This is a genomic window from Planktothrix agardhii (assembly GCF_904830935.1).
GTDB lineage: Bacteria > Cyanobacteriota > Cyanobacteriia > Cyanobacteriales > Microcoleaceae > Planktothrix > Planktothrix agardhii.
In genome coordinates, this window is record NZ_LR882952.1 from 843,517 (window position 1) to 856,063 (window position 12,547).

18 protein-coding genes are annotated in these 12,547 nt (G+C 39.7%); 9 read left to right on the top strand and 9 right to left on the bottom strand.

Features of this window, described 5'->3' with window-relative positions; translation table 11 throughout:
* The first annotated feature begins 89 nt into the window (after positions 1 to 89).
* Positions 90 to 392, top strand: coding sequence for a (2Fe-2S) ferredoxin domain-containing protein (locus tag NMG88_RS03870; RefSeq protein WP_042157067.1), 303 nt, complete (start codon positions 90 to 92; stop codon positions 390 to 392).
* A gap of 101 nt (positions 393 to 493) precedes the next feature.
* Here the strand turns inward: NMG88_RS03870 and NMG88_RS03875 are convergent, their stop codons facing one another.
* A complete protein-coding gene (locus NMG88_RS03875) occupies positions 494 to 1,390 on the bottom strand; it encodes an alpha/beta fold hydrolase (protein WP_042152001.1) in 897 nt (298 codons plus the stop codon).
* Positions 1,391 to 1,801: 411 nt separating this feature from the next.
* On the opposite strand from NMG88_RS03875, the gene NMG88_RS03880 reads away from it, so the two are divergent.
* Positions 1,802 to 2,275, top strand: a complete 474-nt coding sequence (locus NMG88_RS03880; protein ID WP_042152002.1) for an ATP-binding protein — start codon at positions 1,802 to 1,804, stop codon at positions 2,273 to 2,275.
* 136 nt (positions 2,276 to 2,411) lie between these two features.
* Here NMG88_RS03880 and NMG88_RS03885 read toward each other — a convergent pair whose 3' ends face one another.
* A complete protein-coding gene (locus NMG88_RS03885; RefSeq protein ID WP_042152004.1) occupies positions 2,412 to 2,735 on the bottom strand; it encodes a DUF6439 family protein in 324 nt (107 codons plus the stop codon).
* 44 nt (positions 2,736 to 2,779) lie between these two features.
* Here NMG88_RS03885 and NMG88_RS03890 point away from each other — a divergent pair, with 44 nt between their 5' ends.
* Entirely contained in the window at positions 2,780 to 3,166 is a 387-nt protein-coding gene (locus NMG88_RS03890) for a sll0565 family protein (protein WP_042152005.1), read from the top strand.
* Between the two features lie 106 nt (positions 3,167 to 3,272).
* Here NMG88_RS03890 and NMG88_RS03895 read toward each other — a convergent pair whose 3' ends face one another.
* The 4 genes from NMG88_RS03895 to NMG88_RS03905 all read right to left on the bottom strand — a co-directional run bounded on the left by NMG88_RS03895 (position 3,273) and on the right by NMG88_RS03905 (position 5,302).
* Positions 3,273 to 3,731: a restriction endonuclease gene (locus tag NMG88_RS03895; protein WP_227350118.1), complete on the bottom strand. Its 459-nt coding sequence runs from the start codon at positions 3,729 to 3,731 to the stop codon at positions 3,273 to 3,275.
* 4 nt (positions 3,732 to 3,735) lie between these two features.
* Positions 3,736 to 4,242, bottom strand: coding sequence for a hypothetical protein (locus NMG88_RS03900; protein WP_227350119.1), 507 nt, complete (start codon positions 4,240 to 4,242; stop codon positions 3,736 to 3,738).
* Positions 4,243 to 4,254: 12 nt separating this feature from the next.
* Entirely contained in the window at positions 4,255 to 4,455 is a 201-nt protein-coding gene (locus NMG88_RS22640) for a ParA family protein (RefSeq protein ID WP_227350120.1), read from the bottom strand.
* Between the two features lie 97 nt (positions 4,456 to 4,552).
* Positions 4,553 to 5,302 (bottom strand): DevA family ABC transporter ATP-binding protein, encoded by a 750-nt coding sequence (locus NMG88_RS03905; RefSeq protein ID WP_227350121.1) that lies wholly within the window; start codon positions 5,300 to 5,302, stop codon positions 4,553 to 4,555.
* A gap of 15 nt (positions 5,303 to 5,317) precedes the next feature.
* On the opposite strand from NMG88_RS03905, the gene NMG88_RS03910 reads away from it, so the two are divergent.
* From NMG88_RS03910 to NMG88_RS03930, 5 genes are all read left to right on the top strand, one after another.
* Positions 5,318 to 5,890, top strand: a complete 573-nt coding sequence (locus NMG88_RS03910) for a GNAT family N-acetyltransferase (RefSeq protein WP_227381956.1) — start codon at positions 5,318 to 5,320, stop codon at positions 5,888 to 5,890.
* A gap of 157 nt (positions 5,891 to 6,047) precedes the next feature.
* Positions 6,048 to 6,254 carry a type II toxin-antitoxin system HicA family toxin gene (locus tag NMG88_RS03915; RefSeq protein WP_346732940.1) on the top strand — a complete coding sequence of 69 codons (207 nt, stop codon included), beginning with the start codon at positions 6,048 to 6,050 and terminating at the stop codon, positions 6,252 to 6,254.
* Positions 6,251 to 6,469 carry a type II toxin-antitoxin system HicB family antitoxin gene (locus NMG88_RS03920; RefSeq protein ID WP_016044750.1) on the top strand — a complete coding sequence of 73 codons (219 nt, stop codon included), beginning with the start codon at positions 6,251 to 6,253 and terminating at the stop codon, positions 6,467 to 6,469. The genes NMG88_RS03915 and NMG88_RS03920 overlap by 4 nt, the downstream gene beginning before the upstream one ends.
* Positions 6,470 to 6,626: 157 nt before the next feature.
* Positions 6,627 to 6,854, top strand: coding sequence for a hypothetical protein (locus NMG88_RS03925; protein WP_042152016.1), 228 nt, complete (start codon positions 6,627 to 6,629; stop codon positions 6,852 to 6,854).
* Positions 6,855 to 6,856: 2 nt separating this feature from the next.
* A complete protein-coding gene (locus NMG88_RS03930; RefSeq protein WP_042152018.1) occupies positions 6,857 to 7,276 on the top strand; it encodes a PIN domain-containing protein in 420 nt (139 codons plus the stop codon).
* A gap of 55 nt (positions 7,277 to 7,331) precedes the next feature.
* Here NMG88_RS03930 and devC read toward each other — a convergent pair whose 3' ends face one another.
* The 3 genes from devC to NMG88_RS03945 all read right to left on the bottom strand — a co-directional run bounded on the left by devC (position 7,332) and on the right by NMG88_RS03945 (position 11,621).
* Positions 7,332 to 8,507 (bottom strand): ABC transporter permease DevC, encoded by a 1,176-nt coding sequence (gene devC, locus NMG88_RS03935; RefSeq protein ID WP_042152019.1) that lies wholly within the window; start codon positions 8,505 to 8,507, stop codon positions 7,332 to 7,334.
* A 17-nt stretch (positions 8,508 to 8,524) separates the two neighbouring features.
* Positions 8,525 to 9,844, bottom strand: a complete 1,320-nt coding sequence (locus NMG88_RS03940) for an ABC exporter membrane fusion protein (RefSeq protein ID WP_227350123.1) — start codon at positions 9,842 to 9,844, stop codon at positions 8,525 to 8,527.
* Between the two features lie 274 nt (positions 9,845 to 10,118).
* On the bottom strand, positions 10,119 to 11,621 hold the full coding sequence (locus tag NMG88_RS03945) for a vWA domain-containing protein (RefSeq protein ID WP_042152020.1): 1,503 nt from the start codon (positions 11,619 to 11,621) through the stop codon (positions 10,119 to 10,121).
* A gap of 283 nt (positions 11,622 to 11,904) precedes the next feature.
* Between NMG88_RS03945 and NMG88_RS03950 the strand changes: the two genes are divergently transcribed.
* On the top strand, positions 11,905 to 12,543 hold the full coding sequence (locus NMG88_RS03950) for a TetR/AcrR family transcriptional regulator (protein WP_042152021.1): 639 nt from the start codon (positions 11,905 to 11,907) through the stop codon (positions 12,541 to 12,543).
* Positions 12,544 to 12,547 lie beyond the last annotated feature (4 nt).

Genomic DNA, 12,547 nt, shown 5'->3' on the forward strand with positions numbered 1-12,547 from the left:
AAACCCTAACTTTGATTTTTGGAGTTGTTTTAAGTTAAATTGTAGATGGAGTTAATTGTTAGTTTTTGATTGAAATTAAATGTTTATCTATGCCAACTCAACCCCCTCATTGTGTGTTAATTTGTCAACATCAGTCTTGCCAACTCCAAGGGTCTAGTAAAGTTCTGGAGGCTTTCCAAAATTGTAATATTGAGGGCGTCACAATGGAAGCCAGTGGTTGTCTGGGTCAGTGTAATATTGGCCCGACGGTGCGAGTAATTCCCGATGAAATTTGGTATTATCGGGTTACACCGGAAGATGTTCCCCTGATAGTTGAACAACATTTAAAACAAGGCGAACCCGTCCAAGAAAAACTCAACCCCCGCTTTCATCCCCGATATCAATATTATTAAACCGTTGTTGCGATTCATCGCATCTTAAGGATTTAATTCATGGGCAAAGAATTCACTACATCCCCCTAAAAAAGAGGGATTGAGAAGCCATAATTAGGCGATTAAACCCGTTCCAAAACCCAAGAATGAATAATATCATTAACCTGTTCGGGAACTTCATCATGGGGGCAATGACCCGCACTTAGAAAGTATTCTTTTAATTGGGGATAATATTGATGAAATTTGCCACTTCGTTCTCGACATTTCATCCAAGGATCACCCTCTCCCCAAATTAATAATAGAGGAGCAGTTAACTGATTTAATAATATATCAACTTTTTCTCCTTGGGGACTTTTGAATACTGAGGCAAACACCTGCGCTGCACCAGGATCACAGGAGGGAAGATAAATTTCTTCGACTAATTGATCGGTAACTGCATTGGGATCAAGATAGACTTTCAGTAGGGTTTTACGAATAATTGAACGGCGTTTTGTCCATTGAAAAATCAAAAAACTCACCCAATCTTGGCGAAATAGCGATCGCATCGTTTGAGAAATGGCCTTTTGCCAAAAAGTCGGTTCTGGACGGGGATCAATCTCCGTAAATGGCCCGGCACTATTGAGTAAAATGATCCCTTTTGCCGTTGATGGATATTGGGCGGCAACACATAAACACGCATACCCTCCTAAAGAATTTCCAGCTAAAATCACGGGTTGACCAATCACCTCCGTAATGAAGTCATGGAGTTGATCTCGCCACAGTTGTCCACTATATTCGACCTGGGGTTTTGCAGACCGACCAAACCCTAATAAATCAATTGCCCAGACCTCAAAATCCGATTGTAACCCTTGTATATTTTTCCGCCAGTGGTCAGTAGAAGCCCCAAACCCATGCACCAGAAGCAACGGTGGACGCTGGGGATGACGTTCACCCGCACGGACATAGTAAATGGACTGATCTCGCCACTGCCAATATTGTCCTAGGATCACTTCCGGGGTAATTGTTGGGGGGGTTATCATGTAGTTTTATCAAAAAATGTTAAGTTACATTAATAATATTAACAAAAGTATTATAAGAATGAAAGCTAATTTGGTCTTTTGTATCAATAGCTACTAACTTTTATCCATTAGGATAAATCAAGAGGGTTGATTTTATCATCATAATCAACAGTCAAATCTCGGTCTTTTCTTGACTGTTTTACTGCAAAATTCCTTAATTTATCGAAGGTTGAGATTGCTTGTATTTCAGAAATAATACAAAAAAATACACTATTTTTCAAAATCAATTGTGTTTTTTCCTATTCTTTTGGTAATCTAATGAATGAACGGGTACTCACGCTCACCCACTCAGATTAAATTCCAAAGTAAGAGAGAATTTATAACTATGTAGGGTGTGAGGTTTATCCACCACGTTGCCAGGGAGTTTTCCGTGTGATTGCTTTAACATCGCGTCCGGTTAAACGAAACTGGGTCACTATCAGCTTTGCTTCCACATTGTATCTCTGTCCAGTTTTGGACTTGCTTCTGTATGACATTCCAGACCCGTTGCAAGCCGAAATTCGTCTAGGACTACAGGAAGCTCTTGTCAATGCTGCCAAGCACGGCAATAAGCTAGACCCAAGTAAAACAGTAGTCGTCCGTTTTTGTCTGATTCAAGATTATTGTTGGTGGATTATATCAGATCAGGGCGGTGGTTTTAAACCTCCTTGTCAATGTCAATTGCGTCAGGAGGAAGATTGCGAACAAGAAACCCACGATTCTAATTTACCTCATGATGAACATGAATGTGGACGGGGTTTGTACATTCTCTATCAAATCTTTGATCGTGTGCAATGGAATCGAACCGGAACAGAACTGACGTTATGTAAGAAAGTGGCAACTGCTTATATACGACAGGATTGGTAATAGTTTCAATATGTTAAAATCAGTTAAAACTACTTATTCCATAGGGAGTTGAGCAACTATCGGTAGAGATTTGATCTCTAATTTTGTCCTAAATTGCTTGATTTCAACTCCCAATTTTAGGGTTAGTTCATGATAGTTATGACTTATTTTTTTTAGTTGTGCCATGGGTAGGACAGGGGGGAGCGGAAATCAATCGTTCTAACCAACCCACCGCTTGATTTAACCGAGGAATCACTTCTTTGGGCTGATTCTTGAGCAGAAAGACTAAGGCGGCTGCTAAATGTTCCCCAGCGCGAGCATTGCGGTCAGACTTGAGGCGGTGCCAGTCTCGTTCAGGAATGGCTAACCGTTCCGACAGGGCTTGGGCGAGTTCTAATGTGCTATACTCGCTGAGACTAGCTGTGCGCGGACTGAGATTAGGGTGAGAAAGGTCGGGAGTCGTGGAATTGATGTAGGTCATAAATGATAGTGTTAATTGCGGGGTGAATTCGGTCTTTTATTATTATGGCAAGTCAACCATCGTCTCAACCCCCATCAACGAATAATTCTGATCAGGATGGGACTCAAGATATTGAACAGGGGTTAACAGAGGTTGAACAATCTTTGATTAATCTTAAACGACGATTGACGCAAATTCAACAGGATGAACGGCGTCAAATTGAATTGAAAAACCGTATTGATGAAATTATTCCTAAAATTCGTCAAACGAAATCGCAACAATTGAAAGACGAATTAAACCAATTAAAAACGCAGTTAGAAACTATAGAATTTGATTTAGAAAGTCGTTTGGTAACTTGGGGCAGTTTTAAAGAACCTTTTTGGCAAGCGGTTCGGTTTGGCGGGTTAGGAATTGTCATCGGTTGGGTGTTAAAATCCTGTTCTGGAGGGTAAAAATAAAATCAGATCAGATATTCTGGAACAACTTAAACCTTGGCGAGATGCCAATAAAAATATGTTTTTCGTCAAACAAAATTCCCACTTTTGAAATCAGTATATCTTATCTAAATTGCTTCCAATCAATTTTATCACTTTCTTTTAATTTTGGAATATCTTCTACTGCTGTATAGTATTGATCTGTCTTTGCTAATACATCAACAAGTGTTAATAAATGAATGGTAATATTTTCCAAATGAGGATGACCGAACAGACGTTCTATAAAAGTTGGTTTATATCCTACACCTGAAAGCATAATGCAGATTACAGCACGATGGTACATTATATCAGCATAGAAAAGCTTGGCATGATTAACATCTAGTTCAGATTGACTGAGCTTACTTTGGAAATAAATTAAGCCCCTATCTTCTCTATAAAGTACACCATCTATCCCACCATCTTTACCAGGAGGGCCAGGGTGAAAACCTAGAATTTGTGCAAAATCACGACCAAGTTCTTGTTTTCGTTGAGGACTAATATTAACTATCCCCAACGCGAGATTATAAGCAATATACTTTTCCACTCAGTTAATTATTGATAAATAAAGAAGGCAATTTTTTTTGATCAACTAAACGATAATAGAGTAACTCTATCCCGGTATTGATATAAATAAAATACGCATCTGCTATTCGAGACTTCAAGACAAGATCAAGATTTGACTCAAGTATCTCAAAAGAGATAAGTTCATTATCTTTAGCTACAGATTCAAGTTTTTCTCTGAGTTCTTGAAGTGATAGTTGATTTTGTTGAATTTCATCATATCCATAAGCAAATGCGATATTCAGAAGATTTTTCTCATCTGAACGCAGTTTTTCTTGAAGTTTACTAAGCTTAAGTTTTCCTTCTTGCAATAACTGTACTGGTTTCGGTGGCATTGTTTCTTCGCGTAACGACTCCCGAACTGATGATTCAACAATTTCCCCTATATACTCTTCATGTTTCTTCTGTTTTTCATCTTGACTTCGAGCCATCAAAGCTGGATCACGGCGTTTTTTAGGTGGTAGCGTTGAGGACTTAGGATGAATTTCTGCCATTGTATTACTCCATTATAACTCTATTGTAATAATCCCAAATATGTTCGCAACCCAAGTGATTCCATATATATTCATAAGGTGGCTTGAAAACGGTATTTCCAACTTCCTTGGGCAACCAATTCGATTTCCTGTCTCCAGAAAAACTCCTGTAATATGAATAGCTGTTGTTGTTTTACCAACTCCACCTTTATGATTTACACAAATAACTTTCATGCTTCAATTTAATAGATTGATTTTTTGTTATAAAGTTTGTAGGCACATCTAGTAAAACCTGCCAACTCTAGTATATCCTAAATTGAAGATAATAAGACTACATTTTTAATTGATTATTAGGTGTCAGTTCGGAATTAGTTACTAATGCGCCATCTTCCATTTTAATAATCCGATCCGCAACATCTAAAATCCGGTTATCATGGGTAACAATTAAGATGGTACAACCCTGTTCTTTGGCTAAGGTTTGCATTAAATTAACCACATCTCTCCCCGAATGACTATCTAGGGCGGCGGTGGGTTCATCGGCTAATACAATGGGGGGATGACTGACTAATGCCCGGGCGATCGCAACTCGTTGTTTTTGTCCTCCCGAAAGATTATCAGGATAATAATTTAAGCGATTTCCTAACCCAACTTTTTCTAACATTGCCGTGGCTTTTTGCTGGATTTCTGTACGGGAAAATTTACCCTGAACTTCCAACCCCATTTGCACATTTTGTAAGGTCGTTAAGCTACCATGTAAATTATGAGCTTGGAAAATATAACCCGTATTTCGTCTAGCTTTAACTAAGTCTCCTGAACGCGCACCTAAGAGTTCTCGTCCTAATATATTTAAACTTCCCGACTGTACAGAACGTAACGCCCCAATTAAGGTTAATAATGTGGTTTTTCCTGAACCAGAGGGGCCAGTCATAATCACAATTTCACCGATGGTAATTTCTAAGTTAATATCATATAACACCTGTTTTTGCAATTGCCCTTTCCCAAAATAATGATCTAAATTTTGAATGGCGATGGCTGTATTGGTTTTTGTGGAATCTTGAATATCTTGGATTTGAGTTTGCATGGAGTTAACCTACAAATGGATATTTTTTTAGAAACGAAACGGTTAATTTTAAGGCAGTTTACTGAACTGGATGCAGATTTTTTATGGAATTTAGATAACGATCCCAGGGTGATGAAATATATTAATGGCGGACATCCCACACCCAAAGAAGTTATTCAGACTCAAACGTTACCGAGATTTATGAGATATTATAGCAGATATTCATATTTTGGGGTGTGGGCTGTTGTTGAAAAAGAAACCGGAGAGTTGATCGGATGGGTACATTTTTTCCCAGCAATTGATCACCCTTTTGCCGTTGCGTTAAATCTAGTACAACCCAATGAAATTGCGTTAGGATATCGGTTTATTTATAATAGTTGGGGGAAAGGATATGCAACCGAAGCCTGTGAAATTCTCATAGATAAGGGGTTTTCAGAATGGATAGTAAAACGAGTTACTGCTTGGGCATTAGTGACCAATAAAGGCTCAATTCGAGTGATGGAAAAGCTAGGATTAACCTTGGAAAAGCAGTTTAGATTTAGTGAACATCAACTCCCTTATATGAGTTTTGAAGAACGTTTAGCTGTTAAATATAGTCGGGGTAAGTAGATACTGAAATTGCCCCAGAAATAGGGTTGTTCCGATAACTTTTGCATCCTAACAAAGATTTTGTTAAGAAGCCAGGTTTTTTATCCAAAAACGAACAGCAAGGGATAAAATAGTATGGAATATCAAGACAGTATCCATGCCCAGGAAGATTCGAGAGTTGAAAGCTCAGATTTTGCGTGAAGGATTTATTTACTTGCCCAAGCGTGGCAAGGGTAGTCATCAGCGTTGGCGACATCCTCTTCTGAGAAAAACACTAACCATCCCCGGCAAGGATGGAGATGATGTGCCACTCTACCTCGAAAAACAACTAGAAAAGTTACTGACTGAACTAGAATATCTCAATGAGGAGGATAAGAGCTCATGAATCAATACAGTATGATTATTCAATGGTCTGATGAAGATCAACTTTTTCTTGTCACAATTCCAGAGTTTGCCGACCGAGTTGTCATGCCTTGCACTCATGGAAAAACTCGTGAGGAAGCGATTTATAACGGCGAAGAAGTGATTGAAATGTATTTGGAAGCTTGGCAAGCAGAAGGCGAAATTATCCCTCAAGCCATGACGCTTCAAACTGCTTAATAATTATAGCGATAAGTGTCTAACTCACCCGCGCTCCAGAAACAGGGTTTCTTTTGCATCCTAACAAAGATGTGTTCAGAAACCCCGTTCAAAATTACACAATAACGGCTTTTATAATCTATAATAGATCTTATCAAGTCTAGCTGGAATAAAACTGATGTCAAATCAAAGTCTCTACAGTATTAGTCTGGAAAATCAAGATATTATTATTAAATTTAATCGAGAGATGGTAAATTTGGAGTTATTAACTCAATTTTTAGAATATCTTGAGTTAGAATCAATTCGTAATCGTAGTCAACTGACAGCAGAACAAATAACTAACCTGAGTCAAGAAGTTAATCAAGAAGTTTGGGATACCTTAATGTCCAAGTCTTGGGTTAGTTAATTATGTTAACTCAAAAGCCGATTATTGTTGATACCAATATATTGTTTTCTGCATTGCTTAGGGAAAATTCTCGTTTCAGTGAATTATTGCTAACTTCAGAGTATGCGTTTTTTGTTTGCGAACTTGTATTTGTAGAACTATTTAAGCGCAAGGAAAAAATTATTCAACTTAGTCATTTAACCGAAGAAGAAATTATTCAAATCTATTATATTTTGCTAAAACGCCTTCATCTCTATAAAGAAGATTTAATTAGTTTAGAATATCGTAGACTAGCTTACGAACTATGCCAAGGTGTTGATGTGAGTGATACCCCTCATGTAGCATTGACGCTGCAATTGGATGGATTATTATGGACTGGAGATAAAAAATTAAAACTAGGCTTAAAAAATAAAGGATTTGAACAATTTTTTGAACTCAAATAAATATCAACCCCGTTTTTTTACTCCTCATTCGCAACCAGACACTTATAAGTAAGAATCAAAAGATATCGGCAGGATCGGCGGCTTGTAATTTACGAGTGGCGATCGCACCCGATAACATACACATAATAATCGTTAATACTAACACTTGAACCGCACGAATTAAGGTCATATATAACGGTAAATTTGTAGCTTGTCGGGTTAACCGATATAATCCTAAAGAAATCGTAGCACCAGGAATAAATCCCATAATTGCTAAAATAATTGCTTCTTCAAAAACAATCCCTAATAAATAAGCATTTCTAAATCCCATGGCTTTGAAAGTAGCATATTCGGGGGTATGGTCAGCAACATCCGTAGCCAGAACTTGATAAACAATAATCACCCCGACTACAAACCCCATGGCTGTCCCCAAACTAAACACAAATCCAATCGCAGTATTTTTTGACCAATAATCCTTTTCAAAGGCTAAAAATTGTTCATTAGTTAAAACTTTTACATCTTTGGGTAAATAATTTTGTAGGTCTGTTGCGACTTTTTGGACATCATAACCAGGTTCAACTTTAACCAGTCCAGCACTAATTCCCCCTGGTTTTCTTCGGGGAAATAATCGTAAAAAATTGCGATCGCTAGTAATTAATGTTCCATCCGCCGCAAAGGAAGCCCCCACTTTAAATAATCCCGCAATTTTAAGGGTGCGTTTTTCTAATTCGGTACTAACAATTTCACCCTGATCTACTTTAGCAATAACTTCTTGATAATCTCCTCTCGAAGCCCGATCAAATAACACCTGATCCGCTAATTTAATCACGTCTAAATTTTGTTGAACTTCGGGTAAATTAAAAGCTGACTGACGCGGATCAAATCCGATGACTAAAATCGCTGTTTTTTTCCCAGTTTTAGGGTTTTTCCAATCGGAAAAATTAACATATAATGGGTCTGCGGATTTCACCCCTGGAACATCCATTGCTTGATATAAACGTCGCCGGGGTAAGGTTGATAAATTAACTAAATTTCTAGCTTGGGGACTAATAATAAAAATATCCGCATCTAAATGATTATGCAATCTGGTATTACTATCATATAATGCTGTTTGAAATCCTAATTGCATAAAAATTAAAACATCGGCAAAGGCAATGCCTGACAATGCCACTAACATTCGGGCTTTATCATGACTTAATTGCAACCATCCTAACGGCGTTCTATTTGTTAATCTCTGTATAAATCCAATCATAAATTACGAATTACGAATTACTGGTTAATGGTGACTTTAACCTGTAAATTAGTTAAACTAGCAGCTTTTTTGCTAGAAATATCATCTAATTTTACTCTAACTTCGATAACTCTAGCATCAATATTTGTGGTCGGATCAATATCTAAAGCACTTTGTTTTTTCACCCTTAACCCAACTTCTTCCACTGTACCTTTTAACGGTTGGAGTAACGCATCAGCCGTAATTGTTGCGGTTTGTCCCGAATGTATTTTGGGAATATCGCTATCATAAACTTCAGCAACGGCATACATTTGTTCGGTTTGTCCCAATTCAATAATACCTGCTGAAGAAATTAGTTCTCCGGCGTGGGTATTCACCTCAATTACTCGGAAAGACGCGCCATGACTCGTCTCTACAGGCGATCGCACATAGGCTTGTTCTAAATTAGCTTCGGCTTGTTTAACAGAGGATTCAGCCTTGGCTAACTCACTTTTAGCTAACTGGACATCGACGGGACGAACTTCGCTCACCGCAGTTAAAGTAGCTTCCGCCTCAGCAATTTGTAGGTCAACGGTGGCGATGGTGCGGCTAAGGTTAGCTTGGGCTTCTCGAATTTGTTCAGCGCGGCTGCTAATAGTTTCGTTAAGGTTAGCTTGGGCTTCCTGTAAGCGTTTGCGACTGGTTTCGGCCTGCAAACATTGACTATCGCGATCTTGGGCGGATACGGCCCCATCCTGATATAAATTGTCGTAGCGTTGACAGTTAGTTTCGGCGTTGTTGAGTTCCGCTTGAATGCGGTCTAGGGTGGCTTTTTGGGCGCTACGTTCTCCCCGCAGTTGGGCTTCTAGGGTGGCAATGGTAGCCTTTTGAGTGATAATTTGCCCCTCTAACTCCGCTTGGTTGCCCTGAAATCGGGCTTTTTGGGCTTGAATATCCCCCTGTTTTGCCCCGGCTTGAACTTGCTCTAAACGGGCAACGGCTACTTCTACTTCAGTTTCAGCTTGTTCTAGGGCCGCTTGTAGCCGATCTCGACTATCCAAAATTGCGATCGCTTGTCCGGGTTTTACCAAGTCTCCCTCTTTCACCAAAAGGTGATCAACCCGACTCCCTTGGTTGGACTGGGGGGCCGATAGTTTAATAATTTCTCCCTGGGGTTCTAACCAACCTAACGCCGTAACGGTTTTTACCTCCGGGACAAGGGTTTCGGGCAAGGCTACGGGTTCGGCGGGACTGGGACGATACCGCCAGAAGGTATAGGCCGTTAAACCACTTATAGCCAGGGTGGTTGCAGCAACTAAAATCCCCGCATGGGGCAATTTTGGGGATGAAAGTTTACCGACTGTTGTTTGGCGCACCATAATTTTTCCTCCCGCCCAATCTTGAAACTAAACTGTTTAGTTTACTATATCATAAAGATCCCGTTGTTGCGCTTGGGCGCAGATCATAAAAATCCCTTTAAGTAGGTGGTCATAATTAAAGTTAAAATCCTAAATGCTGTAAGCCCTTTAGAATAAGGATTTTAGCTTTCGGTTTGTTGACGTTATTTATGCCCGCCTACTTATTCCTTTTTTCTATGCAAGGATTTTTGCCTGTTTTGGCTTAAATCCTTAGCCCGACAACGGGTGTGAGAGTTTAAGAATCTGCTAATTGTTTAGGGATATTACTATTAGCGGTTCTAACTTCTAGGGTGACATCTCCTAATTTTCGTTGTTCCCCATCATGGAGTTCTTGTTTGAGAATTTTCATCCCTCTTTCCTTCATTTCCTCGTCAAATTCCATAATAATTTTTTCTCCTTCGGTGTAGATTTTGGCAGTAATGGGGGGATAGCCTTGACTTTTTCTCAGGTAAATATGGTTATTTTCTGAACTTCCTAATAAAACTGGTTCTGATCCTAAATTAATCTTAGTTTGTTCGTTCGGTGTCCAATAAACAATTAACCAAGATTCACGACTGAATTGTTCAATTAAAGCAATCATTAAACCGATAAAAAATCCAATAATTGCCGCCCCAATTAATCGCCCCACTAAATCACCCGATACGGCCGAAATAATCAGAAATCCAATGGCTCCGGCTGTTCCACCCATGGCCCCGCCCTGCACCGCCCGCCCCCGTTGCAAGTTCGGAACAAAAAAAGACATTCCCCCACCGACCACCGAGCCTAAAATTGTCCAGCCGATAATTCTGCCCCCAATGGCCAGAATCGGCATACCAGCAAAGGGAATAAACAACAGTTGGCCCACTCCTCCGGCCACCAGTCCCGCCATTAAACCCCCGGCAACACCCATACCCACCTGTTGGGGAGTTAGAAGACGGCGACGGAGGTAATAGTTTTGGCCCGCAATTAGGGCCAGGGATGTACCAATAGCCAAAAGTGCCGTCCATCCGCCTATCCGTAAAACCGAGTAAATAACGCTATAATTTCCTGTGGGGCCAGATTCCACCAATTGACTGCTATATATAGCTTTTTCGGCTTGTCGAAAGGCTTGGTCAAAGTCACCGGAGTTCACATAAAAAACCCTGGAAGGGTCGCCTGTTAGTTGAGCGAGAAAATTGGTATCAGCATCCCCTGTAGCAACGGCAACTAAGTTAATATTCTGGGATGCGGCTGTTCTCATCGCCTCCAAGGTTTTTGCCTGTTCTCGGTTCAGATTTGCTCCGGCAAACCCTGGTTGTCCATCGGTAAATAGGAGAATATTGCGCCGTTGTGGGGTTGACTGGAGTTCTTGAGTGGCAGCCAGGATAGCCTGATCCATATTAGTCCCACCACCATCAGAAATTTGGGCGATCGCTTCTTCTAAAGTAGGTTTATTGTCAGTTAAACTAGCCGCAGCTTGAACATTAGTACCAAAACCAAATACAGCTAAACGATTTTCCGATAAATCTTGCCTTTCCACAAAGGCTTGAGCCGCGGTTTTGACTTCTCGGAGTTTGCCATCATCATTCATACTGCCAGAAGTATCAATTAATAGCACAATTGCTAAGGGAGATTGATCGACTTTGGGGGAAATTTTTGTTAATTGTAATAGAGGTTCACCGAATATTGTTGCCGCACCTAAACAACCCATAGCACCATATAAACCAAATAGTACAGGTTTGCTCAGTTTTTGTCGGAGTTGTCCAAAAAAATTGTTCATAATTTTAGTTTTTTGTCTAATAATAAATTAACATTTAACTATTAACTCTTACACTGATAACTGTTTACTGATAACGGATAACTGTTTACCAAAGATTGCTACACAAACCCGTCAATAAATTCCAGAAAAAATTTTCTAATTATTGCCAAGGGGAGATTATCGACTAAAATTGCTACAATGTAGGGAATTATAGGAGGAATTTCTATTGAATGTATTAGCCTGAGTCGATTTTCCTCTGGTGGTTTCAAAACACACTCATTCACAAATCTCCTCTGTATTTTTTATGGACGCAGTAGAACAGACCGAAATCTCCCAGTTGGATAATATTGGCGAGAAAGCAGAACAAATTTTTGAAGGGGCGCTGCAAGAATTTTTAGTCCATGGGTATGCGGGTACCAGTATGGATCGGGTTGCTGCATCGGCGGGGGTGTCGAAGGCAACGGTTTATAACCATTTTGGGGACAAAGAGGGGTTATTTATTGCCCTGGTTAAGCGGTTAGCTCAGAAAAAATATCAAATTATGGTGGAGTCCCACAAAGCCGAATTGATGGAAACTGAACCTGCTGTGGTGGTGCGACAAATTGCTAATACAATTTTAGATAATTCCTTGGATGATCAAGAACATTTAGCTTTTGTTCGGCTTGTAATTGGGGAGTCGGGGCGATTTCCAGAATTAGCTAAAACCTTTGTGCATCATTTGGGAAAACCAGGAATTGAAGTTTTAACAGAATATCTAACAACTCAGTGCTATATTACTATTCTTGACCCCGAAGCGATGGCGCGGGTAATTATTGGAACCCTAGCCCATTATGTATTAATGCAAGAGATTTTGCAAGGTAAGGAAATTATTCCGATGGAACGGGATCGAATTATTAATACTTTGGTGGATTTAGTTGATCACCACCCGAAACCCGAAATTTAATGTT